This window comes from Mesorhizobium sp. M8A.F.Ca.ET.165.01.1.1 (assembly GCF_004792065.1).
Lineage (GTDB): Bacteria > Pseudomonadota > Alphaproteobacteria > Rhizobiales > Rhizobiaceae > Mesorhizobium.
Window position 1 is genome coordinate 45786 of the sequence record NZ_SRTH01000015.1, and the last position, 25477, is coordinate 71262.

At 59.4% G+C, this 25477-nt stretch carries 19 protein-coding genes and 1 pseudogene; 13 read left to right on the forward strand and 7 right to left on the reverse strand.

Features of this window, described 5'->3' with window-relative positions; translation table 11 throughout:
• Positions 1-196 precede the first annotated feature (196 nt).
• The 10 genes from EN808_RS28545 to EN808_RS28590 all read left to right on the forward strand — a co-directional run bounded on the left by EN808_RS28545 (position 197) and on the right by EN808_RS28590 (position 12586).
• Complete coding sequence (locus EN808_RS28545) at positions 197-1744, forward strand: ABC transporter substrate-binding protein (protein WP_135917377.1); 1548 nt, start codon at positions 197-199, stop codon at positions 1742-1744.
• Positions 1745-1785: 41 nt separating this feature from the next.
• A complete protein-coding gene (locus EN808_RS28550) occupies positions 1786-2814 on the forward strand; it encodes an ABC transporter permease (RefSeq protein ID WP_210235463.1) in 1029 nt (342 codons plus the stop codon).
• On the forward strand, positions 2811-3671 hold the full coding sequence (locus EN808_RS28555) for an ABC transporter permease (protein WP_210235464.1): 861 nt from the start codon (positions 2811-2813) through the stop codon (positions 3669-3671). The genes EN808_RS28550 and EN808_RS28555 overlap by 4 nt, the downstream gene beginning before the upstream one ends.
• 2 nt (positions 3672-3673) lie before the next feature.
• A complete protein-coding gene (locus tag EN808_RS28560) occupies positions 3674-5464 on the forward strand; it encodes an ABC transporter ATP-binding protein (protein WP_135917378.1) in 1791 nt (596 codons plus the stop codon).
• A gap of 9 nt (positions 5465-5473) precedes the next feature.
• Entirely contained in the window at positions 5474-6847 is a 1374-nt protein-coding gene (locus EN808_RS28565; protein WP_135917380.1) for an NAD(P)/FAD-dependent oxidoreductase, read from the forward strand.
• Positions 6844-7269 carry a Rid family hydrolase gene (locus tag EN808_RS28570; protein ID WP_135880866.1) on the forward strand — a complete coding sequence of 142 codons (426 nt, stop codon included), beginning with the start codon at positions 6844-6846 and terminating at the stop codon, positions 7267-7269. Before EN808_RS28565 ends, EN808_RS28570 begins: the two co-directional genes overlap by 4 nt.
• Before the next feature lie 121 nt (positions 7270-7390).
• On the forward strand, positions 7391-8005 hold the full coding sequence (locus tag EN808_RS28575) for a MarR family winged helix-turn-helix transcriptional regulator (protein ID WP_135880865.1): 615 nt from the start codon (positions 7391-7393) through the stop codon (positions 8003-8005).
• A 694-nt stretch (positions 8006-8699) separates the two neighbouring features.
• Entirely contained in the window at positions 8700-10454 is a 1755-nt protein-coding gene (locus EN808_RS28580; RefSeq protein ID WP_135917382.1) for a thiamine pyrophosphate-binding protein, read from the forward strand.
• 62 nt (positions 10455-10516) lie between these two features.
• Positions 10517-11779, forward strand: coding sequence for a CoA transferase (locus tag EN808_RS28585; RefSeq protein ID WP_135917383.1), 1263 nt, complete (start codon positions 10517-10519; stop codon positions 11777-11779).
• Between the two features lie 9 nt (positions 11780-11788).
• Positions 11789-12586 (forward strand): citryl-CoA lyase, encoded by a 798-nt coding sequence (locus EN808_RS28590; protein ID WP_135917385.1) that lies wholly within the window; start codon positions 11789-11791, stop codon positions 12584-12586.
• Positions 12587-13306: 720 nt separating this feature from the next.
• Here the strand turns inward: EN808_RS28590 and EN808_RS28595 are convergent.
• The 7 genes and pseudogenes from EN808_RS28595 to EN808_RS28640 form a co-directional block, all read right to left on the reverse strand.
• Positions 13307-14227 (reverse strand): NAD(P)-dependent oxidoreductase, encoded by a 921-nt coding sequence (locus tag EN808_RS28595; RefSeq protein ID WP_135880861.1) that lies wholly within the window; start codon positions 14225-14227, stop codon positions 13307-13309.
• Positions 14224-14613 carry a YciI family protein gene (locus EN808_RS28600; protein WP_167531263.1) on the reverse strand — a complete coding sequence of 130 codons (390 nt, stop codon included), beginning with the start codon at positions 14611-14613 and terminating at the stop codon, positions 14224-14226. The genes EN808_RS28595 and EN808_RS28600 overlap by 4 nt, the downstream gene beginning before the upstream one ends.
• A gap of 17 nt (positions 14614-14630) precedes the next feature.
• Positions 14631-15029 (reverse strand): hypothetical protein, encoded by a 399-nt coding sequence (locus tag EN808_RS28605; RefSeq protein ID WP_135917387.1) that lies wholly within the window; start codon positions 15027-15029, stop codon positions 14631-14633.
• Between the two features lie 495 nt (positions 15030-15524).
• Positions 15525-16346: pseudogene (locus EN808_RS37220) on the reverse strand (IS66 family transposase); the annotation flags it as partial.
• Between the two features lie 6 nt (positions 16347-16352).
• On the reverse strand, positions 16353-17780 hold the full coding sequence (locus EN808_RS28630; RefSeq protein WP_135917393.1) for an aldehyde dehydrogenase family protein: 1428 nt from the start codon (positions 17778-17780) through the stop codon (positions 16353-16355).
• Positions 17781-17864: 84 nt separating this feature from the next.
• Positions 17865-19340 carry an amidohydrolase family protein gene (locus tag EN808_RS28635; RefSeq protein ID WP_135917395.1) on the reverse strand — a complete coding sequence of 492 codons (1476 nt, stop codon included), beginning with the start codon at positions 19338-19340 and terminating at the stop codon, positions 17865-17867.
• Positions 19341-19366: 26 nt separating this feature from the next.
• Positions 19367-20881, reverse strand: a complete 1515-nt coding sequence (locus EN808_RS28640; protein WP_189522238.1) for a UbiD family decarboxylase — start codon at positions 20879-20881, stop codon at positions 19367-19369.
• 140 nt (positions 20882-21021) lie between these two features.
• Between EN808_RS28640 and EN808_RS28645 the strand changes: the two genes are divergently transcribed.
• The 3 genes from EN808_RS28645 (at position 21022) to EN808_RS28655 (ending at position 25440) form a co-directional block, all read left to right on the forward strand.
• On the forward strand, positions 21022-22569 hold the full coding sequence (locus tag EN808_RS28645; RefSeq protein ID WP_135917400.1) for an ABC transporter substrate-binding protein: 1548 nt from the start codon (positions 21022-21024) through the stop codon (positions 22567-22569).
• A gap of 298 nt (positions 22570-22867) precedes the next feature.
• On the forward strand, positions 22868-23338 hold the full coding sequence (locus EN808_RS28650) for a (2Fe-2S)-binding protein (RefSeq protein WP_135917402.1): 471 nt from the start codon (positions 22868-22870) through the stop codon (positions 23336-23338).
• Positions 23335-25440, forward strand: a complete 2106-nt coding sequence (locus tag EN808_RS28655; protein ID WP_135917404.1) for a molybdopterin cofactor-binding domain-containing protein — start codon at positions 23335-23337, stop codon at positions 25438-25440. The genes EN808_RS28650 and EN808_RS28655 overlap by 4 nt, the downstream gene beginning before the upstream one ends.
• Positions 25441-25477 lie beyond the last annotated feature (37 nt).

The window sequence follows — 25477 nt, forward strand, 5'->3', positions numbered from 1 at the left end:
TCCATGCCCTGGTTGTCGAGCGCCTCGATGAACCCTCTCAGGTCTGCGTAACTCACGAGAAACGTCTCCTCTGTGCGCAGTTCCCCGCGGCTCGCGCTCATCGATGCGCTTCGCCCGGGAGCAATCATTGAGTGAATTAAACACACTTGACTACCTATTGTCTATAGCAATATTCTATGTGTAGGGAGGAACGCACATGTCGAAAATACGCATGCTTCGGAACACACTGGACCGCCGTCAGCTGATGGGTGGCGCGATTGCCGCGATGGCTCTTGGTTATGCGGGCTCCGCACTTGGGCAGAGCAGCCCAAACCCCCAGAAGGGTGGGTCCCTGCGCGTCGGCATCGCCGGCGGCGGCCCCATCGACTCACTTGACCCGCATTCCCCGATTACCCCGGCCGACATCGCCCGTGTTCTCAATCTCTACGACGGTTTGGGGGATGATAACGAACAGGCCGAGTATCGACCGCTTCTGGCTGAGGAGTTCGAGGTAAATCCCTCGGCAACCGAGTGGACGATTCGGATCAAGCAGGGAGCTGAATTTCACAACGGCAAGACGATCGGCGCGGATGACGTCGCCTATACGATTCGACGGATCATCGATCCGAAGAACCCTCGCAATGTAGCGCCGCTTATGCGCTCCATCGATCCAACGCAGATCGTCAAGCTGGACGACCGTACGATCCGTCTTAAGCTTCGCCGTCCCGATGCGGCACTGCGGGACGCTTTCCGCGTACTAAGCACCGGTGTCGTGCCTGTCGATTTCGACCCTAAGAGCCCCGTTGGTTCAGGCCCGTTCAAGCTCGACCAATTCGTTCCGGGTGAGCAATCGACTTTCAAGCGCTTCGAGAACTATCATGGACAAGCGCCTTACGTAGACGAACTGGTCCTCATCGATCTCCCCGACGATGTTGCGCGGGTGAATGCTCTTCTCGGAGGGCAGGTTCACGCGATCGAGGGTCTTCCCTACTCCCAGATACCGGTGGTGAGTGCCAACAGTAGCTTCAAGGTCCTGACGAGCAAAGCGGGGTCGTTTCGGCCATTCACGATGCGGGTCGACAAGCCTCCTTTCGACGACGTCAGGGTGCGGCAGGCTCTGCGGTTGCTGGTCGATCGCGAGCAGCTCGTAAAACTGGCCTTCTCCGGCCACGGGCGTGTCGCATACGACGCGTACTCGCCCAATGATCCCTGTTTCGACACATCTCTGGTTCGGGAGCGCGACGTCAAGGAGGCTCGGTCGCTGCTTGCCCGCGCGGGTCATTCCAATCTGCAGTTGGAATTGGCCACGACCGCGGCCGCACCGGGTCTGCTCGAAGCTTCACAGATCTTTGCCGAACAGGCGCGGGAAGGGGATGTGACAATCAACGTCAAGCGGCTCGACCAGGGTGGCTTCTTCGCGGAGTATACCAACTGGCCCTTCGCGGTAGATTACTGGACCCACAATCCTTACCTGAACCAGGTTGCCTTGGGGGAACTCGCCACTTCACCCCTCAACCCGACCCGGTTCTCCGACGAAGAGTTCACGCGTCTTAACGACCTTGCCCGCGCCGAACTTGATCAGAACCGCCGGTGCGAGCTTGTCCATCAGATGCAGCGGATTTCCTTTGAGCGGGGCGGGCTGATCATCTGGGGCTACCCCGACACTATCGATGCTCACTCGGCCCAGATTGGAGGCTTGGAGCCCGACCTTACGGGTTGGGGTCTGAACCGTTACAAGTTCAAGAAAGCATACTTCGTCGCCTAGTGACGCTGGCGAGGCCGACCTTCAAAATAGGAAATGACGTGATGCTGTATCGTTCCGCGATGAGCACAGAGGACGCTGATGCGGCACCGGCAGACCTGCCGGTGCCGTCCGCCCCATCGCGCTGGGCCTGGATCTTGCGGCGGTTGGGTTTCGGACTTCTGGCTCTATGGCTTGTCTCCGTCTTGGTATTTGCCGCTACTCAGGTGCTTCCAGGTGATCCGGCCCAGATTATCCTGGGCCGGGATGCGACACCTGCGCGCCTGGCCGCCCTTAGGGAGGAACTTGGCCTGAATGCCGCGCCGCTAGACCAATATATACAGTGGATGAAGGGCGTTCTCACGTTCGACCTTGGGCAGTCGTTGGCCACCCGTCAGCCCGTAGCCGATCTCATCAGCCGGCGAGCCGCGAACACGATGATCCTGGCCGGTGCGGCCGCCATTCTAAGTCTCCTGATTTCAGTAGGCCTGGGGCTGCTCGCGGCAACGAGGCAGAAGGGAGTGTTCGATGGAGTGTTCAACGTTACTGCTATGGTACTGACAGCGTTGCCGGAGTTCGTTGTCGGTATCGGCCTCGTCCTGGTCTTCTCGACCGCAGTGTTCCATCTGCTTCCTGCGATCTCGATTGTGACGCCTGGGATGAGCCCTCTCAAGGTGCCCGAGGTCCTGGTCCTCCCTGTTGCTACTCTGGTTCTGGTGACAGTTCCTTACCTGGGCCGTTTCGTACGTGCCACGATGCTGGCTGTGCTCGAAACAGATTACGTTCAGATGGCGCGCCTGAAAGGCTTGTCCGAGTGGCGCGTCATCTTCGTGCACGCGTTCCCCAATGTGCTTGTTCCCACGATCCAAGTAGCTGCCGCAACACTGGCGTATCTGGCGGGCGGTGTGGTCGTGATCGAATACCTGTTCAGCTATCCAGGGTTGGGTCAAACCCTCGTTGAAGCCGTCGCATCTCGCGACCTTCCCGTACTCCAGGCAGCCACATTGTTGCTGGCCAGCGTCTACGTGGCCCTCAACCTTATCGCAGATATACTCAGCGCGTTTGCGAACCCGCACATGAGGGGGGCATCATGACATCCAACGTTCTAACGTCACCACAGCGCCGTAAAAGGCCCAGACGTTTACCCGACGCCGGAATGGGCTTTGGAGTGGTCCTCGTCGGTTTTGTCCTCGCCCTCGTTCTGCTTGGCCCCTGGCTCGCTCCCCATACATCGACGGCGCTCTTGGCTGCGCCCTTCGAGCAGCCGTCCGGTGAGTTATGGTTTGGCGCCGATTTTCTTGGGCGCGACGTTCTCAGCCGCACTCTGTGGGGTGGTCAAACGGTGCTTGGACTGAGCTTGACGGCGACGGTTCTGGCACTCGTCGCCGGGGTAGCTGTCGGCCTCGCGGCGGGTGCGTCGAACAGCTGGGTCAGCGACGTCATTATGGCAGCGATGGATCTGATCCTCGCCTTTCCGCAGATTGTTCTTGTCGTCCTTTTCGTTTCGATGCTCGGTCCGCAACTGTGGCTGATCACCCTCGTTACGGCGATTTCGCACGCCCCGCGGATCGCACGGGTGACCCGCGGCCTAACTGCCGAGCTCATGCAGCATGAATTCATTCAAGCAGCTCAAGTGATTGGAACGCCGAGCCGGGTTGTCCTGACCCGCGAAGTTCTACCGAGCCTGCTTACGCCGCTGGCCGTGGAGTTTACGACCCGACTGACGTGGTCGGTCGGCCTCATTTCCGGCCTTAGTTTCATTGGCTTCGGACTACAACCGCCGCAAGCCGACTGGGGGCTGATGCTCAATGAAAACCGCAATGGGCTACTCATCCAGCCCTGGGCCGTCGTGCTCCCGGCGTTCATGATCGCGGTCCTGACAATCGGCGCCGGGCTCATCGCCGATTCTCTGGCGCGAAGAGCATCCGGATCGGGCCAGCAAGGACGTTGACGATGTTAGCTGCAGAAGTAGTCAAGCTAAGGGTTGAGACGATTGGTCGACGCGACGAAATCGTGGACGATATCAGTTTCACGCTCCGCCCTGGTGAAATTGTCGGCCTGGTCGGTGAGTCAGGATCCGGCAAGAGTACGGTTGCCCTCTCTCTTCTGGCATACGCGCGAAGGGGAGCGACCATTGCCAGCGGTCGGGTCATCATCGACGGAAAAGACATTCTGTCGATGCATCGGAGCTCATTGCAGGGGATCAGGGGGCGTCTCGTCGCTTATATACCTCAGGATCCCGCTGCAGCCATCAACCCCTTCCTCAGCATTGGCACCCAGCTCAGAGAGGTTTTGGCGGCTCACCGCGACAAACTGACCGGGAGCGAACGTAATGAGCTGGTCGGCACGGCGATGCGCGACGTTCAACTGCCCGGCGATGCCGCCTTTCTTTCACGCCTTCCGCATCAACTATCGGGAGGACAGCTCCAACGGGTCGCCATCGCGATGGCATTCATGTGCCAACCCAAGTTGATCGTTCTCGATGAGCCGACCACAGGGCTCGACGTGAGTACCCAGGCCTACGTCCTTCGCACCGTTGCGAGGCTCTGCCAGCAGAGCAATGCAGCTGCGCTCTACGTGACGCATGACTTGGCGGTCGTCTCATCTCTCGCTGATCGGATTTTGGTCATGTACGGAGGGCGGATCGTCGAGGCGGGTCGATGCGAGGATGTTTTCACGCGTCCGCGTCATCCGTACACCCGCAAGCTTCTTCGGGCGACTCCCGATCGCCATGCGCGTTATGCTCTCGAAACCATGCCGGGGCGAGCCCCGCGTCCGGGGTCTCGTGATCCCGGCTGTCGCTTCGCTCCGCGCTGTGCACAGGCCCAAGAGCGCTGCCATGTCGAGGAACCATCGCTCGACTTGGTCGCCGAGGCTCATCAAACCCGGTGCTTCTTCCCGACCGAAAACCTGCACCAGGCGCGTGTAACTGCACCGATTGGACCCGAGGTGATCGGCACCGAGCTCCTCAATGTGTCTGGTCTCTCGGCAAGCTATGGCAACATGCGCGTCCTGGATGGCGTGAGCTTTTCCGTTCGCGAGGGCGAGTGTGTTGCGCTCCTGGGCGGCTCAGGATCCGGCAAAACCACCCTGGCGCGGTGCATCATGGGCTTGGTCGCAGCCTCTGACGGAACGGTCCGGTTTGCAGGACAGGTTCAGGCCCGTGATGCGCGAGGTCGACCCGCCTCCGTTCGGCAGCAGCTTCAGTACATCTTTCAAAGCCCATTCCGGTCGCTCAACCCTCGCCGTACGATCGGCGACATTGTTGCTTCACCCCTTGAAACGCTCTTTAACATTCGAGGAGCGCGGGCACGTCAAGAGGTCCTGACAGCGCTCGAGAGAGTATCTTTGACCCCCGCGGTGCTCGGACAGTATCCGGGAGAACTCTCGGGCGGAGAGCGCCAACGCGTCGCGATCGCCCGTGCGCTCGTGTGTCGACCCAAGCTCCTCATTTGTGATGAGATTACGTCAGCTTTGGACGTATCGGTGCAAGCGAACGTTGTCGATCTGCTACGGCGATTGCAGCGAGAAGATCGACTCGGGCTCTTGTTCGTCACTCACGATATTGCGCTCGTGCGCAACATCGCCGACTCCGTGCTGGTGATCAACCAGGGACGGGTCGTCGAGAGTGGTCGCGCGGCAGACGTCATCGACCGGCCGAGTGACGGCTACACCAAGTTCCTCGTCAATGCCACGCCGTCGATTGAAATACCTGTTCCGGCACATGCCGGCAGCGGAATGTAGGGGGCACAGATGGACCAATCGTTTGAGGTAGATGCGGATGTCATTATCATCGGCGGCGGTTTCGCCGGTGCTGTCGCACTGCGAGAGCTTTCTTCACGGGGTGTAAACTGCATCCTGCTTGAGGCTCGCGACTGCCTCGGCGGTAGAACAAAGACGATCGAATGGCACGGGCGTGTCACGGAGGTGGGAGGACAATGGCTGCACTGGCTCCAGCCGCACGTCTGGTCCGAAGTCACGCGGTATGGTTTGGAGCTCTACGAACGTAAGCCAATTCAACGAGTTCGCTACGCTAGCGGCGGCGCTATTCGCGAGTGCTCGGTGGATGAGTTCCACGATCTTTATTCGGGAGCTTGGCAGACCCTTTATGCCGGCGCAACCGACGTTTTCCCCCGCCCGCATGACCCACTTTATGCTCGAGCAAAGCTCGCAGAGATCGATAAGTTGTCAATCCGGGACAAGCTCACCGCCGACGGCGTGGAAGGTGAGGTGCTCGACGCGGTCAGGGCGCTGGCGTCGGTCTCCTTCAACGCGCCTCCCGACGATGGAGCGCTGTCCCAGGGGATGCGCCGTCTTGCGATGGTTGGCGGAGATCCTGATCTTCTCGCTCAGACCCTCCAGCAGTTCCGATTGCGTGACGGAACGCGGCGGCTTCACTCGGCGATCCTGTCGGAAGGCAAGGGAAGCATTGAACTTAATGCAGTGGTCTCGCAAATTCGCCAGAATCCCCAGGCCGTCGAGATCCTTCTGGCCGATGGTCGTACCTTCACCTCACGCGCGGCTGTGGTTACCGTTCCGTTATCGACGCTTGGGGACATCGAGTTCTCTCCACCACTCGCGAAAGGCAAATCTGCCTTCGTGAGCGAGGGCCAGATGACACAGGGAAGCATGTTCTGGTTGAGGTTGCGGAACATGCCTCAGGAGGCCTTGCTCGCCCTGGCGCCGCCGGAGCACCCGCTGTCTTATTTGCGTGTCGACGATGAGGAGAAGGACGGCACCGTCATTGCAAATGGCTTTTCGCCATCCCGAAAGGCACTTGATCCGTCTGACCGCTCCGCGATCGAGAAAGCGGTGCGGCTCTGGGTGCCGAAGGCGCAACTTGTCGAGCATGTTTGCCATGACTGGGCGACCGACCCATTCTCGAAGCAGACGTGGACGATGCTGAAGCCTGGGCAGCTCTCAAGCTACTTTGATGATCTTCAGCGGCCCGAAGGATCTGTCTTCTTTGCCGGAGCGGACTACGCGAGTGGTTGGTTCGGTTTCATCGATGGCGCTATTCAATCGGCGCACGTGGCAAGCCGCCAGGTCGCGGCATACTTGCAGGAGAAAGGACTCGAACATTCGGGTTCGTTGAACAAGGTTGACAAACAGCAGAGGGTCGCATGAGCACAAACACAAAACGGATAGAGAAGAGAGCCCTCGGTCGGGTTCACGTCGCGGGCCAGCCGATGCCATGGCTGAAGGGCGTGGTTGCTGGCGATTTCGTGTTCTTGGCGGGTACTGCTGGCGAGACAGATGATGCGGGCCAACCCGTGAGATCGATCGAGGAGCAGACCGCTTTGGCTTTCGCGAGGGCTCAAGAAGCTTTGTTGGAAGCCGGAAGCACACTTGAACGGGCCGTTCGGATCAACCAGTACCTGTCCGACCGCACGTTGAGGACACGTTATGTGGCTGCTCGCCAATCCTGGCTCGAGGCGAATGTTCCTGCACTCATGAGGGAGCCGTCGTTCGCTTCGCTGCTCGTCATTCAGGAACTAGCGGACGAGGAAATGCTCATCGAGGTAGAGGTAACGGCGCTGGTCGGCTGATGAACCGCCGTGCTCCCGGCCCCGTGAAAACCGCGTCGATATCTGTGGGAAACCGAGTAGTGATCGCTTGCGATCCGCAGTCCTTCGTATATTGAGTATAGCAATAATAAAGGGAGCTCCGGTGGCTAGATCGTTCGATTTTGCCGATAAAAAGACGACGGTAGGACCGTCGTCCCGGGTGAAGAAGTCAAAATCTTCAAATCAGCTAAGTACACGGCCGACCCTGACTTTGCCGGAACTGCTGGAAGGAGGCGACAGTCAAGAGTTTAGGCACATGATGGCTTTGCTGTTCGCCTCCGTCAGCCGGTTGCAATCCATGCGTCGGGCTTTGGCAGGTGAACTCGGGGTAAGTTCCACCGAGTTTGCCGTCATAATGGCGCTGTACCACATAGAGGGTGAGAGCGGCGTACGCATAAAACAGATAGCGGACTACCTCCACAGTGCCGGTGCGAATGTCACAGCCACAGTCGGTCGCCTGCAATCCGAGGGTTGGGTCACCAAAGTTGAGGACAGCGAGGACAGCCGCGCAATGCTGGTGAAGCTCACCCGTAAGTCGAGAAATACACTCGATAAATCGATGCCTTCGATTTCCGCGATCAACGATGTCTGGTTCAAAGGTCTCCGAAAGGATGACGTTCGGGTTGTGACCCAGTTCCTGGAACGATTGATCGAGCAATACGGTGCTGCCGCTGCGGTTGCAAACAACCTCTCGATACTGACGGAATCCACCGACTAGATTCTGCCCCGTAGGGATGCAAGTCGTTCACCGGGCAAGATCCGGGCTGCGGCTTGGCATACGAATACGCGTCGAGTGGCCTTGACCAGCCTTGCATGGCAATTGTCACATGCTGGCGTCCAGCGCTTGTTTTATGCAATTTCCTCTATTTCTGCTGCCTGCAAGATATCCGGTGCGCTTGTCTCCATGAGAACCTGGACACGCCAAGCGTAGCATGTGTGCAGGATGCGCTACCCGGTCTTTGCATAGATCCGCCGGATCCGACTCTGGGCTAGCGATGTCCAAGCGGGCAGAGCAGCTCCTGCATTCTTCTATGCGAAGAACTGAAGCCGTCGTCAGCATTTGTCCTAGAGTTAACGGGTGAGCAGGGTCGACACCTGCTCGAAGGAGAGGCTTTGCAACGCCGACATCAACCGTGTCGCAATGCCCTGAAACGATGTGTTCGACCCAGCCCGGAAGGGCGGACGCCAACTGTCCGGATGAACCGAAGTAACACGTGTCCACCGTGCATCTCGATCATCGAAGTCTCCGGATTTGAGCTAACTCCTTGCAGGCCCTCTCTCACTCGCTCGTCACCAGTCGCGCGGAGGAAAAGTGTGCTGTCTGGTCAATGGCTCCCTTGACCAAGAAAGCTATTAAATATATGTATAAACAAATAGACACACCACTAGCGAGTTAGATCGAGGAGGAAGCTATGAACATCGAGACGCAGGTCACGAGTGCGCCGTCCGCCAAGGGCGCTGCAGGAGCACAGGAGACGGCTGCTGAGGCTATCGTCGATGCTCTGGTCAAGGAGGGGGTTCCATTCGTCTTCGGCATGACGGGGGACACGATCCTGCCGATCATCGACGGCCTCCACGCTCGATCGAGCGAAATTCGCTATATCACGACGCGGCTTGAGATGAGCGCTGTGGCTATGGCGGACGGCTATTCCCGCGTCACAGGGAAGCTCGGCGTCGTGACGATGCACGTTGGACCAGCCGTCGCGAACGCAGTTCTGGGCACCTGGACGGCTCATAAGGACAATGTGCCCGTCATGGTTCTCTCGGCCAACCTAGACCGTTTTCGGCTTGGGCGAGACATCTGGCACGAGTTCGATGTCGTGGGGGTTTTCAGCAAGTTCACGAAGTTCTCCGATCAGATGATTGAAGCGAAGGACGCGAGGCGCCTGATGCGCACTGCGATGCACGTGGCCCAGTCGGGGCTTCCGGGCTGCGTCCATCTGGACTTCCCCAAAGATCTGCTGGCCCAGCCTGCCGACACAGAAACGTTCGATCTTTCGCTTCGTGGCGGCGCCCACATGGGCTTTGTTGCCCGTGCGCCGCGGCCTGAAGAGGAGGCTGTCGAGCGTGCTTTGGACATCCTGGCCGAAGCGAAAAGTCCCGTTATCATCGCGGGGCGGGGCGTTGCTTGGTCGAAAGCCGATTCGGAACTGAGATCCCTGGCCGAAGCACTCGGAATTCCCGTGGTGGCGACTGAGATGGGCCGGGGAACATTTCCTGAGGACCACGCCCTCGCGGGCGGACTTCTCGGCCACTTTGGTCACACTGCGGCGAACACGATCGTGGCGGAAGCGGACGCGATCCTTGGGCTGGGATGCCAGTTCCATAACGTGAACACGATTAACTGGCAGCTTATCCAGCCCGAGGCCAAGATCATCCAGGTTGAGAGCGAGCCGCTCGAAATCGGTCGGCAGTATGCCGTGGCGGTAGGGGTGCATGCTGACACTGGGGCGTTCCTCCGCGATGTCCTGGATCGGTTGCGCTCTCGATCTACAACTCGGCCATCGGAGTATAGGGACGCGGCGATCGCAAGACTCTCGGAATTGAAGCGTCAGGAGAGAGAGACTTTCTACTCGGTCGACCTCGATTCGAAGCCCATCAAGCCACAGCTTGTAGCATCTCTTCTTGAGGAACTCGCCGCCGACGACGCGATCTTTGTCATCGGTTCTGGTCACAACACCCACTTCTCAAACTACATCAAGATCCTGCATCCCGGACAGTACCATTACAGCATCGGTTCAGGCTCTATGGCTTGGGCAGTTGCTGCCGGCATGGGCATGAAACTGGCGCAACCGCACCGACAGGTTATCGTTCCGATCGGCGACGGCGATTTCAGCATGAATGCCCAAGAGCTTGAAACGGCTGTTCGCGAGAACATTCCAATCACCGTGGTCATCTATAACGACGTCTCCTTCGGCGCGCTCAGGATCTTCCAGCAGAGGCAATACGGCGACCGCCAACTCGGGTCGTCCTATGGTGACACCGATTTCGTCAAGCTCGCCGAGGCGTATGGTGCGCGAGGAATTCGAGTGGAAGATCCGAAGGACCTGAAGGCAGCGCTTGAACAGGCCCTGGCGGCCGATGTCGTGACTGTAGTCGACGTGCGAATCGATCCTTGGGAGCTTGCTCACCGAACCCCTGAGTTCAAGGAGTTCCATAGGTTCTGATGGAATGCGTTGCCGCCTCCTGTTCAAAGGAGGCGGCATACTCAGAAGTAATGGAGGCGGCGATGCAGGAACGGCCCTTACAGGGAGTGCGAGTGGTCGAATGTACAACGATGATTACCGGACCACTTGCAGGCATGATGCTGGCAGACCTTGGTGCCGATGTAATCAAGGTAGAACATCCGGAAGGTGGTGACCCGTTTAGAAGTTTCCGTGGGGGATCCGTCAGCCCTTATTTCTTGGCCTACAATCGTAACAAGAGGTCAATCGCGTTGGATCTCAAATCCGAAAGCGGTCGGCGCGTTCTGGAAAAACTTCTTGAGACTGCCGACGTTCTGATCGAGAACTTTCGTCCTGGTGTCCTCGACCGCCTCGGGTTCGGCAAAGATCGGTTGCAGAAGATCAATCCCAATTTGATCCTCTGCTCGATCAGCGGCTTCGGCACGAGCGGCCCTTACCGCGATCGACCTGCCTATGATGCTGTCGCGCAAGCTGTAAGCGGCCTTTCCAGCTTGTTCTTCACGCCCGAGGAGCCTCGGATCACAGGGCCAACCATCGCTGACAACTTAACAGGTATCTACGCCTGCTACGGGTTGTTGGCCGCCCTCCATGCTCGGATGGCACACGGTCGGGTGAGCAGTGTTGAAGTGAACATGCTCGACTCCGCGATCGCGTTCACGCCCGACACGTTCCTGGCCCATACCCTCCTTGGTCTCGAGCCGGGCCCTTTCATGCGGGTGCAGGCTTCTCAGTCCTATGCTCTTCGCTGCCGGGATGGAGCAATGCTGTCGGTTCACCTGTCATCGCAGGAGAAATTCTGGCGGGCCTGCCTGGAAGCATTGATGATCCCGGAACTCGCCGATGATCAGCGATTCAGCACAAGGGCAGCGCGCGTCGATAATTATCTCGAACTCGCCCGTGAGTTGAATGCGGCGGCGCGTTCGCAGGATAGAGCGTACTGGCTTGATCGCCTGGCTGCGCTGGACGTGCCGCATGCTCCTGTCAATTCGCTCGCAGAGGTGATCGACGACGAACAGGTGAAGCACCTCGGCGTTTTCGCGCAGATGCAGCATCCGATCCTGGGACCGCACATTGCCCCGCGCCGGCCGGTTACCTTCAACGGGTCACGTGAGGATCAGCCGCTGGTGGTGGCGCCTGAGATGAATGCGCATGGTGAGGAGATCGTGCAGGAACTGGAGCTTAGCGAGGCTGACGTTCTGAGCTGGCGTGAGAACCTTACGGCTAAGGGAGTTAGTGAGGGAACTGGAGCACCTGCGGGGTCTACCGCGCCGGAACCGGCTTCAACTCCAGAACGAGTGACAGGGTAGGGGGGGTATATGAGCACTCGAACAGACCAGGTCGAGGGACCCGTCACGCGGATCGGTACATCGCCTTTCGACGTTGACCGCCTGCGCTTGCGCGGTCGGGACGTTCTGACTGAGGTTCTTGATCATGTCACGTTCTCGGAGGCGTTCTTTCTCGCTGTCACCGGGACAATACCAGACAGCGTGCAGCGCCGCGTTCTCGACGCGGCCCTCGTCATTCTGATGGATCATGGTTTAACGCCAACGGCCCTCGTTTCGCGCCTTGTCGGCGACTCTGTTGCCGATCAACCCCAGGTCGCGGTGGCGGCTGGCCTGATGATGGTCGGGGACAAGTACGCGGGTACGATGGTGGGCGTCGGCACCTTTCTCAACGCCGGCATCGACGTTGCCGATCACACTGCCTGGGCGCAAGATCTCGTGAACCAGTATCGAAGTACTGGACGACGTTTGCCGGGGTTTGGTCACCCGTTCTACCGAGGAACGGATCCACGAGCAGAGAAGCTTTTGCAAATCGCTGTGGAAGCTGGGGTGCAAGGGAAGTACATCAAGCTTCTTAGGATCGTTCAAACGGAGCTTAGCTCAAGCCTCAGCCAGCCGGCTCTCCTGAACGTAACGGGGGCACTCGGCGCAGTCCTCTGCGAGATCGGCTTTCCCGTGCGGGCGATGAGAGGTCTCGCCGTGGTCAGTCGGGCGGCAGGTTTGGCAGCTCATGTGGCCGAGGAGGCCACGCATCCGATCTCCCCGGCCCTTATAAAGTTTGCTGCAACCGTGCCCTACCATGAGGATGACGGCAACGGCATCAACGGCTAGACAGCCGGTTGAGTTCGGGCGTGCCTCTGACGATGAACGAGACCGACTGATCGAAGAGCCCCGGGGTGCCTGAGTGCGGCAAATCTTGCTGGCCGGTTCGGCAGCGGCCTGTGAGCAGGCGTCGATATCGTCTCGCGTGTGGAGAGCCACCAGCGTTGAGTAGAGGCACGTTGGCCGCATACCTGCCGCAGCTTCGACGATCTCTTCAGCCAACAGCGCCTCCTGCTCATACGTTCGTCCTCCTGATGGCACATGACCATGGATCAAACGGCCACCTCAGTGGGGTCAGGCAGATTGTCGAAGCTGTCGAGATTGAAATCGTGCCAACATGGACAAGCAAGCGAAACGTCCACGCGGCCTAGATCACCGTGTGCGGGTCGTCGTACGGGAGGGTCGGATCCATTGGGACAGGGGCATTGCGCGACCCTCCCGGAGAGCGGATGGCTATGTTGTTTGGGATGAGCTCGTGATCGATGTCACGCGCGAGGTGGAGGTTGAAGCCAATTTCCGCATGGCGAAAGATTAAACCAGCCGGGCTCACGTGGCAGCCACGCGGGGTGTTGCTGGGGTCGTTGAACAATTGAGGCCATTACGGAGTTGCGGCAGGTAGCAGATTCACCCGCTGATGCCATGATTAAGGGCAATGTGACGGCGGCCCCAAGGACTGCACGCCTGGTGGCGCCATTACGGGCTTGGCCGCGTTGGCTACGACCGTCATGACTAGTCTCCTTGTCTCTCAGGAGCGACGAGATCGATCATTCGCGCGACGTCCTCGTCTCCGTAACCACGCTCCATCGCCTCCCGATAGCGAGGAATGGCTGCGCTCAGGAGATTGGGAGAGAGCCCACCCGCCCGCGCAACCCTGTCAATGATCTCAAGATCTTTGAGCAGGATGCGCGGAGTCCCCAAGGGCTTTGTTGGCTCCCGCGCCGCCATGATCGGACCGCGTGCATCGAACTGGGCGGACGAAGCAGCGCTGCCACGTAAGGTCTTTGCGACGAAAAGTGAGTCGAGACCAAGGATTTCCGCTAGAGCAACAGCCTCCGCGGCGGCTTGAATATGGACACCGACGAGGAAATTCGCGACGTACTTCACCCGCAATCCATTGCCAAAATCTCCACAGTAAACAACGCTGTCGAGCATGTCTTCGAGAACGGAACGCCAGCGTTCGACTACAGCGAGTTCCCCGCTCGCGAGCATCAAACCCTTTCGAGCCGCGACGGCAGTCGGAATACCTGAGATCGGGCAGTCCAGCATGACGCCGCCGTGAGCGGCGTACTGGCGCGCCGTATGCATTTTCACGTCGATGTCAAGTGTGCTCATTTCGACAAGCACTGGGAGCAAGCCGCCGCGCGACAGAAATCCATTCGGACCGGCCACGACCTCGGTCAGGGCTTCAGGTGTCGGCAGGCAGGTCATGAGCACGTCCGATCCGGCGGCGGCCGCCGCCGGCGAAGCCGCAGGCGTGCCACCAATACCTGAGAGCGGCTCAAGCGACCCGCGCCGATAGCCGACGACGCGGTGACCACGTTCTATCAGGTTGCCTGCCAGTACCAAACCGAGACTGCCAAGGCCGACAAAGCCGACCTGGACAGATCGCGCGATCGGCTCGGTTGGGGCAGGTCTGTCAGAAACGCTCACGACGAGACCCCCGGAAGGGAGGCTGTCGCCGTCGACAGAGACAATCGGATGCGTAGTGCGCCTTCGTTGAGAGTCCAGATGGCAAAGTGCGCGTCGCGAAGCCCAGCTTTAAAAAAGGGCTCATCGCACCAGAGGGCTTGAGCTTCGGAGAGATCAACACCCTGAAGGATAGTCAGACCCTCATAGGGAGGCACCTCCGGGCCCGCTACAGGACCAGACCCAAACAGCACGCCGCGGCGCTCCAGTTCAATGAGGTAGGCGAAGTGATCGGGCAGGAGCCGGCGTATCGCGTCGGGATCGCGGGCATTGACATGGCGGATCACGACAAATGGTGCTGCCATCATTCGCTCTGTTAGGAGTTTGAGGTCGTTACCCTCGTTCGGCATTTCCGTCTCCCCCGTTGTCATGCCAGGTTGAACGAGCGGTCGGAGAAATGCACAGAGAGGTCCAGTGCTCCTTTATTGATCAGCCAGGGACGGACTCGGTAGGTCCGGTACTTCAAGACATGAAAGATGTCCCCTTGTGCAATTTCGTGCGCCTCCGCTTCTGAGACAACCTTTAGCAGGATCATTCCATCGGGGTGGTCTGGATCATCAACGAAAGGCCCAGCCAAGAAGACTTTGTTCTGGCGCTCCAACTCGGCATAGTACCCAATATGCTCACCAATACGTGCGATGCGCCCGCCAGCATCTTCGTTCCATAGGGGCGTCTTCTCTAGAAGGAGGGCATAGACCAGAAGCCCAAGCATGCCTTGGGTGCTCTCCTGCTCGCTGGCGCGTACCGCCTCGCGGAAGGTACTCATCGCATGCTCTCCTTAAGTGTGGTCGGCCTCGGGCACTGCCGCATAACAGCACCACAAAAGCAGGCTGGCAGACATTCATATTTTCTATAGCTATTTTTAACAGGCGTTTGCAAGGCCTGCAATCGACATTGTGAATCTGGCTTCGGCTAAACCGCCGGATGGAGATTGATGTCGTATTGGGCCCAAATAGCCCAAACGTGTCAGCAGCCCCCTGGCTCCCGGCCTCGACACAGGGCACCTCGTGCCCGACCGGAATGCGCTCGAGCTATTGCGGAGAATGGGTGACGACGGAGGCGTGAAGGCGGCGTATCGAGGCGGGTGTCCAAGCCTGTCAACCTCTCAAAGAGAGCGACACGCCATGCACACACCTACCAGCATCGTCCGACTGCGTTAGTCCGACAAGATCGACGATCACCTGACTGAGAGGCTCCGCACAGGAGTCTGCCGTCTCCTGGCCCTAGCTGTCGAGATGGAGGCTGAAGCGCATGCGGTGTTCTAAGGCCCACGGCCTTGAGCGGCTTGGCGCATAGGCAGCAGGTCGTTGATCTGGCTCTGCGGGTGGCAGGCGACGATGCGGGCGATGAGGTCGGCGAGGTAAGATTGTGGGTCAACGCCGCTGAGCTTGTAGTTTCGATGACCTAGCGATGACCGTCCAGCGCTCGCCGCCGCCGTCGCTGCGGGTAAAGGCCGCATTTTGCGATTGAGCGCGATTGGTCGGATAGCGCGTTCGATGACGTTGGAGTCGATCTCGGCGCGGCCGTCGTCGATGAAGCGACTGAGGCCTATCCATCGCGAGAGTGCGTGGCGGATGGCCTCGGCGAGTTTGCTCTTCTGGCTGATGAGGGCGAGTCGACGATGATGCGGCTTCTCGCCAGGCGGATGTCGCGGCGTTCCTCGGCCGAACCGCCGCGGATCTCACTGTCGATCCGGTAGAGTTCGGCGATCCGCGCGAGCGCTTCCGTGGCGATCGGCGCCGGACCGCTCGGCGCGAGATCGTGTAACTTGTGCCGCACGTGGCTCCCGCAGAAGGCCACGCCCACGGTATTGCGGTCGGCCAGAACCTTATAGCCTGCGTAGCCATCGACCTGCAGCGTGCCGACGAAGCCTTGAAGGTGCCGGACCGCCTGCTCGGACTTGCGATCAGGCGCGTAGAGATAAGCGACGCCCGGCGGATCGACGCCCCCAAGGTCGTTCGTCACGAACGTAGGCGAAGAGCTGGCCGGTCTTGGTTCGGCCGCGACCGGGATCGAGCACCGGCGCCGTGGTCTCGTCGGCAAAGAGCTTGGCCGACGCCTTCAAGCGCTCGATCAGACGTTCAAGCAGCTATGCCGCCGCCCAACCAAGTATCGCCTTCACTTCCAGATACTCTTCCAGTCCGAACACACCGTTCTCGCGTCCGTTGCCCGACTGCCGGTACCCTCCAAAGGGCGCGACGGTATCTGACGTTGCCATGTTGATGTAAGCGCGTCCGGCACGGAGCTTTCGCGCAACAGCCTGCGCGCGCAGGAGGTTAGCTGAATGGACGTACGCGGCTAGACCGAAAACCGTTCCATTCGCGATCTCCACGGCTTCGTCCTCGTCCTCATAGCCGATGATGGACAGAACAGGCCCAAAGATCTCCTCCTGTGCGATCCTCATTCCGGGCGCCACATCAGCGAAGATCGTGGGACGAACATAATAACCGCGATTGAGACCGTTAGGGCGACCAAGACCGCCGCCTACCAATTGAGCGCCTTCGTCGATCCCAAGCTGAATATAGGTTTGCACACGGTCGAACTGTGCCTGGCTGATAAGCGGCCCGAGTCGGGTGCCTGCGTCATCCGGGTGGCCGACCACAACCTTGTCGAGGGCACGGCGTGCGATTTCGACAACGCGAGGCATCTGATCACGTTGTACCAGCATGCGGGTCGGCGCAACGCAGGCCTGTCCGGAATTTGTGAAGGCCCGCAACACCCCAGCTGGAATTGCCTCGTCGAGATCCGCGTCAGGCAGGATGATGTTGGCTGACTTGCCACCAAGCTCCTGATGAACGCGCTTCACCGTATCGGCCGCCGTTTTGGCGATTTGAATGCCAGCACCGGTGGATCCCGTGAAGGACACCATGTCGACATCCGGGTGGGAGCAGATTGCGTGACCGACCACCGGCCCAGTCCCGTTCACGAGATTGAAAACGCCCGCCGGGACGCCGGCGTCATGTAACACCTCGGCGAGCAGTACCGAGCTCAAGGGGGCTATCTCGCTCGGCTTGAGCACGACGCAGCACCCCGCGGCCAATGCGTAGGCAAGCTTCGAGGCAACAAGTCCCAGCGGCCAGTTCCAGGCGGTGATCAACCCGCAGACGCCGATCGACTCCCTCACAATCCGACTCGTCCCAAGCGGGGCCTCGAAATCGTAGGCCTGCAAGACGCGTCGGGCTTCCCGGAAGTGGGATAACGCCATCGTCACCTGCACTTGGCGTGAGAACCAAGCCGGCGCTCCCATTTCCAAGGTGATGATCTTGGCAAACTCATCAAGACGCTGCTCGTAGATGTTTGCAATCTGGTCGAGGAGTTCTACGCGTTCAGCTACCGAGGTTGCACTGTAGGCTGGAAAAGCCCGTCGAGCAGCGAGCACGGCCTTATCAACATCCGCAGCCGCCCCCAAACTGATCTGCGCGAAAGGCTCCTCCGTCGACGGATTGATCACGTCCATCGTTTGCGGGGCGACGGGGTCAACCCATTCGCCCGAGATATAGAATTTGTGATGATGCATCTCTTCCCTCGCAGATGGCGCTCGTGTTGAGACGCCGGATGTTTCAGAATGTAAAATCTGGGTTTTGCAGGTTCAGGGTGCCTCTCATTTATTCCCCTGCCCTTGCTCGATGAGTCTCTGACCTGATTGCAAGAGACGGTCGCGCAGGCCGTGGGCTGCAGAGTTGACGAGACGCCCTTGCCATTTCTGTGCTTTGCCGTTCACGAACACCGATTCGACTTGCGCTGCCGTCGAATAGAAGACAACGCTTTCAGCAGGGTTCTGTGCCTGCCCAAGATCGCGGGGTGATTTCCTGATCAGCTGAATATCGGCAGCCTTTCCTTTTGTGATCGAGCCGATCTCCCGATCCATACCCAAAACTCTGGCGCCCTCTATGGTCGCCCATTCGAGAGCTTCGTGTGCGGTGATGGTGAGCTCCTTTGGATCCTGACCCTCTCGAAGAAGGCGATCGTTGTCGAGCGCGCGCTGCATCTGCAGCGCGATCCTGATCTGGGTAGCCATTTCCGGACCGACGTTGGTGGGGATGTCCGTCCCAACCGCAGGTCGTCCCCCGGCCAGCCGAACATGTCCGGTGGCTGGGAAGCCCATCCCCATCTGCATTTCGACCTCCGGTGTCACCGTGATCGTCGCACCCGAGTCGACGACGGCCTTATACTCGCTGGCCGTGAAGGAGTTTGCGTGAACGAGGTTGATGTCAGGGCCAAGCAGCCCCGCGTCCGCCAGCTGGCGAGCCGCTTTGTTCTTCGGTCCGACCGTGCCCCATCCTGTGTGCATCGTAACCATAACGCCAAGGCGGCGCGCCATGGCGATATCGCGCGTCGTGGCCGGCAGAGTTGATTCATCCGGCCCACGGATAGCAAGAGCCATTCGTACAAGCCCGCTGTCAGACGATAGACGCTCCTTCCGCAGCCGGGCCGCATCTTCGGGATGGTCCCGGTTAGGGTCGGCATACCAGTCCCAATCGCCAGGCGGGCCGTATCCGAAAACGCTACGGACGCCCGACTCAAGGAGAGCGTCAACGGCACGGTCCGCATGAGCCGGCGTATTGATCGCATGACAGTAATCGAACACAGTGGTGGTCCCGGCGCTCACTTGCTCGAAACAACCCGCCAAGTTCGCCAGGTACAAGTCTTCGGCGCTGATGTGGGGTCCGATTCCACCCAGAATACGCTGAACATACTGGTCCAGGCTCCAATCGCCTGCGATACCAGCCATAGCGCTTTGCCAAAGATGGATATGAGCATTCACGAAGCCTGGCAGAGCTATCAAGTCGCTTGCATCTATGACTTCGGCATCTGGCGCGTCGATGGAGTGATCGACGGCTGCGATTCGACCGGAGCGGATAAGGATGTCACCACGCTCAAAAATCGGGTTTTGCGGATCCATTGTCAGGATTGAGGCGCCGCGGATCAGAATGTCGTCCCGAGTTGGTGCCGGCCGAGATTGTGTCGGCTGGTCAGCGCTGCGCGCGCCCTGGGCGCCCGCCAGCACCGCGGCTCCGGCAAGAGCTGGCAAGATCTGTCTGCGATTCAAGTAAAACAGGTGTCTATCATTTTTCATGAGTGTTCCTCCGTTGAAAGTTTCTCTCAGAGCCCGTTCTTCGGTGCGCGCCCTGCCGTGCTGGTGGTTCCTGCCCGATTGATCGCTGGACCTTCTTCCTCGGTGCGTGTGGTCTGAGCGCGCAAGACCGTGGCCCACTTATCGCTGACGGCCTTAGCCTCTGCTGGATGAAGCGCGGTGCTGGGCGGAAAGCGCGAGGACCAGGCATAAGGCCGACAAGCATCGATGATGGCTTTGGAATGCGCTGTCACACCAAGCTCCTTCGCCTCGGGCGGGATGCGCGGGTCGAGGGCGGAACTCCAGCCATTTCTGATGATATCGATCGAGTCCGAGGGCTCGCAGCGCGTAGCGACCGCCCACAGAACATCGTCCATGTTGGACGGATCGATATCGTCATCGACGAGAATGATCAGGCGTCCCATGTAGCTATTGGCGGCCGCTATCAGGCCAGCTCGCTTCGCATGCCCATCATAGCGTTGCTTGACAGCGACAACCGTAACGAGTGACGAGACATGCTGCCAAACACCGGTGACATCGGTGACACCGGCGTTTTCGAACAGTGTCCAAAGGGTTGCAGCCTTCAATGGCAGCCCAAAATGGTGGAGCGGAGGCTTCAACGGAGGCGAGGCAAACAGGATCGGATTGTGCCTGAAATGCACCGCGTCGACCTGCATTACCGGTTGCGGTCGGCGATCTGCCGCATAGTATCCGGTGAACTCTCCGAATGGACCTTCCTCCGCCATCACCGTCTTCGGATCAAGCAGGTAACCTTCCAGAATACTTTCGGCTAGTGCCGGAACCAACAGTTGTGTCAGCGGCGCTCTTGCCAGCGGAATCGCTTCGCCCTTGACGGCTCCGGCAAAATCATACTCCGAATAACCGGCTGGGAGAGCTTCGAAACCTGCTAAGAAGAGTGACGGATCCTGGCCGTTGACGATGGCGACCGGACAGCTTTTACCCTGGTCCCAGAACTTCTTTGCAAGGATGGCTCCGTGCCGTCCCAAGTGATCGAACTGAATCGTGACCGTATTCGCTGTTTGAACCTGGACTCGGTAGATCGATGCGTTCACCCAGTCGCTGTCAGGATCGCCCATGACGACGAGGCTGCCCGATCCGATATAGCGGCCGCCGTCGTCCGCATGCCACTGCGGTACAGGAAAGCATGCGAGGTCGACTTCGTGGCCCGCCATCGTGTTCTCTAGAAACAGAGGTTCGGTGAGGCGCTGCGGCAAGGGGCCACTCCGCTGGAAGGCGGACCGTTTCTCTTTCCATCGCTTGAGAGCTTCCAGAGGGGCGAGCGATGGATCAAGGCCGAGTGCAATGGCCGCTTTGACGGAACTGTTTGTCGCGTTGGTGAAGACGCGAAAGCCCGCGGGATAGCCGTCGAACTTGTCAAACAGAAGGGCAGGGCATTCGGGTAGGTTGGCCGCGACCTCGGTAACAGCTCCAACCTCTAGATGCGGATCAGCACCGGGAACTCTTCTGAGCATGCCCTGGTTGTCGAGCGCCTCGATGAACCCTCTCAGGTCTGCGTAACTCACGAGAAACGTCTCCTCTGTGCGCAGTTCCCCGCGGCTCGCGCTCATCGATGCGCTTCGCCCGGGAGCAATCATTGAGTGAATTAAACACACTTGACTACCTATTGTCTATAGCAATATTCTATGTGTAGGGAGGAACGCACATGTCGAAAATACGCATGCTTCGGAACACACTGGACCGCCGTCAGTTGATGGGTGGCGCGATTGCCGCGATGGCTCTTGGTTATGCGGGCTCCGCACTTGGGCAGAGCAGCCCAAAACCCCAGAAGGGTGGGTCTCTGCGCGTTGGCATCGCCGGCGGCGGCCCCACCGACTCACTTGACCCGCATTCCGCGATTACCCCGGCCGACATCGCCCGTGTTCTCAATCTCTACGACGGTTTGGGGGATGATAACGAACAGGCCGAGTATCGACCGCTTCTGGCTGAGGAGTTCGAGGTAAATCCCTCGGCAACCGAGTGGACGATTCGGATCAAGCAGGGAGCTGAATTTCACAACGGCAAGACGATCGGCGCGGATGACGTCGCCTATACGATTCGACGGATCATCGATCCGAAGAACCCTCGCAATGTAGCGCCGCTTATGCGCTCCATCGATCCAACGCAGATCGTCAAGCTGGACGACCGTACGATCCGTCTTAAGCTTCGCCGTCCCGATGCGGCACTGCGGGACGCTTTCCGCGTACTAAGCACCGGTGTCGTGCCTGTCGATTTCGACCCTAAGAGCCCCGTTGGTTCAGGCCCGTTCAAGCTCGACCAATTCGTTCCGGGTGAGCAATCGACTTTCAAGCGCTTCGAGAACTATCATGGACAAGCGCCTTACGTAGACGAACTGGTCCTCATCGATCTCCCCGACGATGTTGCGCGGGTGAATGCTCTTCTCGGAGGGCAGGTTCACGCGATCGAGGGTCTTCCCTACTCCCAGATACCGGTGGTGAGTGCCAACAGTAGCTTCAAGGTCCTGACGAGCAAAGCGGGGTCGTTTCGGCCATTCACGATGCGGGTCGACAAGCCTCCTTTCGACGACGTCAGGGTGCGGCAGGCTCTGCGGTTGCTGGTCGATCGCGAGCAGCTCGTAAAACTGGCCTTCTTCGGCCACGGACGCGTGGCATACGATGCGTACTCGCCCAATGATCCCTGTTTCGACACGTCTCTGGTTCGGGAGCGCGACGTCAAAGAGGCTCGGTCGCTGCTTGCCCGCGCGGGTCATTCCAATCTGCAGTTGGAATTAGCCACGACCGCGGCCGCACCGGGTCTGCTCGAAGCTTCACAGATCTTTGCCGAACAGGCGCGGGAAGGGGATGTGACAATCAACGTCAAGCGGCTCGACCAGGGCGGCTTCTTCGCGGAGTATACCAACTGGCCCTTCGCGGTAGATTACTGGACCAACAATCCTTACCTGAACCAGGTTGCCTTGGGGGAACTCGCCACTTCACCACTCAACCCGACCCGGTTCTCCGACGAAGAGTTCACGCGTCTTAACGACCTTGCCCGCGCCGAACTTGATCAGAACCGCCGGTGCGAGCTTGTGCATCAGATGCAGCGGATTTCCTTTGAGCGGGGCGGGCTGATCATCTGGGGCTACCCCGACACTATCGATGCTCACTCGGCCCAGATTGGCGGCTTGGAACCCGACCTTACGGGGTGGGGTCTGAACCGTTACAAGTTCAAGAAAGCATACTTCGTCGCCTAGTGACGCTGGCGAGGCCGACCAGAATAGGAATGACGTGATGCTGTATCGTTCCGCGATGAGCACAGAGGACGTTGCTGCTGCACCGGCAAACCTGCCGGTGCCGTCTGCGCCATTCCGATCGTTCAACCCTCGCCGTATGATCGGCGACATCGTTGCTTCGCCCCTTGAAGCGCCAGCAGCTGATGGGCCGGGAAGCCTCTTACTGAAATGACAGTCCGGAACTTCCGAAAAGGCGAGGGTCCTGAATTGTCGAACCAAATGTCACTTTGATCAGTGGCATGGAAGTGCAGGTATTTTCATGAGCGGCCCGATCCATCTGACAGTCAATGGAACGTCCAGGATTTCAGGGGCTGCGCCGACGGTCCCGCTACTTTACGTCTTGCGAAATGAACTCAATCTGATGGGCACACGCTTCGGCTGCGGTCTGGAGGCCTGCGGGGCTTGCGTCGTTCTCGTTGATGACCAGCCTGCGTATGCTTGCACCTTGGAGGTTGCCGCCGCAGCAGGTCGGCACGTGCGAACGGTAGAGGGCTTGTCGGTCGAAGGGAGGGCCGGTCCTCTGCAACAGGCCTTTCTCGATGAGCAAGCCGGTCAATGCGGCTATTGCCTGTCTGGAATACTGATGTCGGCTCAGTCGCTGCTGGAGCGCAACGCCGCTCCGACCCGGGAGGATATCGTAGCGGCCCTCGACAAGCATCTGTGCCGCTGCGGGTCCCACCAGCGTATCGTCCGGGCGGTCGAACGGGCAGCAGAGGCGATGCGCGCATGATACCTAACGCGCTTCCGCAGAGCATTTTGGATAATCCACGCCTGAATCAGTGGATTGGCTTCACCGACGACAAGGTCATTGTCTCAACCGGCAAAGTTGAACTCGGACAAGGTATTCTGACTGCACTTTCCCAGATCGCCGCTGAGGAGCTGGAGGTCAGACCCTCCCGTATCCTGATGCAATCGGGTGAGACCAGCTGCGGTCCTGACGAAGGCGTTACGGCGGGCAGCCTCTCCATTGAGATGGGTGGCGCAGCTATAAGGCAGGTCTCTGCTGAAGTCCGTCAATTGTTCATCGAGCACATCGCATGCATGGCCAAGGTGTCGCCCGAAAGCCTCAAAATTGAAGACGGTGAATTCCATTGCGACGGGGGCGTTGTCGGAACATATTGGAGCGAGGCCAGCGTCGTCGATCTCGACTGCGAGGCGAGGGGGTCACTCAATGTTCGGCAGCGATCCAACTACCGGATTGTTGGCCATGACCTACCACGGGTAGATCTTCCTGCGAAGGTGTTAGGATCCGCTTCGTTCATTCACGATATCAGACTCCCCGACATGCTCCACGCCCGGGTGCTGCGGCGTCCGCGGCGAGGAGCACGTCTCGCAAACGAGCCTCTTCTACCTGGTCGTTTTGCAGGGATGGTGGAGATCGTTCGCGAGGGCGATTTTGTGGCCTTGCTGTCCGACGATGAGTTTGTCGTCCAAGAGTGTGCACCATTGGTTGCGGACCGGCTCATATGGGAAGACGGCCAGCCTGTCCCGGACGAGGCGGGCGAGCCTGAGTGGCTCAGACGCCAGGCTTCCGTCGACACCACGCGGGATGTGGGAACCGTGGGCAATGCTTTGCGCACATCCAGGTTCGAGGCGACTTACTGGCGCCCCTACCTAGCGCATGGATCGATCGGACCCTCTTGTGCCCTGGCTCAGGTCGTCGGCGCGCGCACACTTACGGTTTACACTCATTCTCAAGGCGTCTTTCCGCTACGTGCTGCGTTAGCCAAGGCACTTGCCCTAGACCCCGCAGACATTGATGTGCGCCATAAACATGGCGCTGGCTGCTACGGCCACAATGGAGCGGATGATGCGGCTTTCGATGCGGCCTTTTTGGCGGTACGCACTCATGGCCGGCCCGTCAGGGTCCTGTGGACACGACGTGATGAGCTCTCAGCGTCACCAGTAGGCGCTGCCATGTCCATCGACCTGGCCGCCGAACTTGATGTCGACGGTCGGCCGTCGGGCTGGACCATATCGGTTTGGAGTACCCCGCACGCGCAACGGCCGGGGACCAGCGGTGGCGTCAATTTGCTCGGGGCCGAGGCCATACCAAACGGACCGCCATTGGTGACGCCGCTTGATCTGCCGGATGCGATTGGCGCCGGCGCTATGCGCAACGCTGTCGCGCTTTACGATTTTCCGCAGAAGCTCATCAGCCATTTTGTGCCTGACGTCCCGGTCCGCACGTCCGCTCTCCGTGGGCTTGGCGCGCTAGGCAACGTCTTTGCGATCGAGAGCTTCATTGACGAACTGGCCGACAATGCTGGCCAGGATCCAATCGCATTCCGACTTTCCTTGCTTAAGGATAGGCGAGCCAGGCGAGTGCTGGAGGCCGTAGCTGAAACGTCCCAGTGGAACACACTACGCACAAACAATGCCGGCGGCGTCGGAGTCGCGTTCAGCCGCTACAAGAATTATGCCGCCTACATGGCTACGGTCGCTGAGGTCAGCGTCGGCGAGACAGTTCAGGTGCACCGAATCTGGTGTGTGGTTGATGCGGGCCTCGTCGTCAGTCCTGACGGCGCCCGCAATCAAATCGAGGGCGGTATCGTGCAGGCGACGAGCTGGGCACTGCACGAAGAAGTCCGCTTTAGCGAAGGTGAGATCGCCGCCAAGAGCTGGGAGCAGTACCCAATATTGCGGTTCTCGGAAGCTCCCGCCGTGGACACTATGATAATTGACGCGATTGATGAGCCTCCGCTCGGGGTGGGGGAAGTTGCCTTGGGCCCGACAGCGGCAGCCATTGGCAATGCCGTCGCAATGGCTCTGGGTCAGCGTGTTCGCCGGCTCCCCTTCAACCGAGTTCGCCTCGTCGAAGCGCTGACTTAGTCGCTCGCCGGCTGTGGGGCGGCTTGCCGTCCGGCTC

Coding starts and splice junctions, on each gene's coding strand:
- EN808_RS28550 (WP_210235463.1), top strand. CDS start 1,786: ATGCTGTATCGTTCCGCGATGAGCACAGAGGACGCTGATGCGGCACCG.
- EN808_RS28650 (WP_135917402.1), top strand. CDS start 22,868: ATGAGCGGCCCGATCCATCTGACAGTCAATGGAACGTCCAGGATTTCA.
- EN808_RS28635 (WP_135917395.1), bottom strand. CDS start 19,340: ATGAAAAATGATAGACACCTGTTTTACTTGAATCGCAGACAGATCTTG.
- EN808_RS28655 (WP_135917404.1), top strand. CDS start 23,335: ATGATACCTAACGCGCTTCCGCAGAGCATTTTGGATAATCCACGCCTG.
- EN808_RS28585 (WP_135917383.1), top strand. CDS start 10,517: ATGCAGGAACGGCCCTTACAGGGAGTGCGAGTGGTCGAATGTACAACG.
- EN808_RS28590 (WP_135917385.1), top strand. CDS start 11,789: ATGAGCACTCGAACAGACCAGGTCGAGGGACCCGTCACGCGGATCGGT.
- EN808_RS28600 (WP_167531263.1), bottom strand. CDS start 14,613: ATGCCGAACGAGGGTAACGACCTCAAACTCCTAACAGAGCGAATGATG.
- EN808_RS28560 (WP_135917378.1), top strand. CDS start 3,674: ATGTTAGCTGCAGAAGTAGTCAAGCTAAGGGTTGAGACGATTGGTCGA.
- EN808_RS28630 (WP_135917393.1), bottom strand. CDS start 17,780: ATGCATCATCACAAATTCTATATCTCGGGCGAATGGGTTGACCCCGTC.
- EN808_RS28565 (WP_135917380.1), top strand. CDS start 5,474: ATGGACCAATCGTTTGAGGTAGATGCGGATGTCATTATCATCGGCGGC.
- EN808_RS28645 (WP_135917400.1), top strand. CDS start 21,022: ATGTCGAAAATACGCATGCTTCGGAACACACTGGACCGCCGTCAGTTG.
- EN808_RS28555 (WP_210235464.1), top strand. CDS start 2,811: ATGACATCCAACGTTCTAACGTCACCACAGCGCCGTAAAAGGCCCAGA.
- EN808_RS28580 (WP_135917382.1), top strand. CDS start 8,700: ATGAACATCGAGACGCAGGTCACGAGTGCGCCGTCCGCCAAGGGCGCT.
- EN808_RS28570 (WP_135880866.1), top strand. CDS start 6,844: ATGAGCACAAACACAAAACGGATAGAGAAGAGAGCCCTCGGTCGGGTT.
- EN808_RS28605 (WP_135917387.1), bottom strand. CDS start 15,029: ATGAGTACCTTCCGCGAGGCGGTACGCGCCAGCGAGCAGGAGAGCACC.
- EN808_RS28545 (WP_135917377.1), top strand. CDS start 197: ATGTCGAAAATACGCATGCTTCGGAACACACTGGACCGCCGTCAGCTG.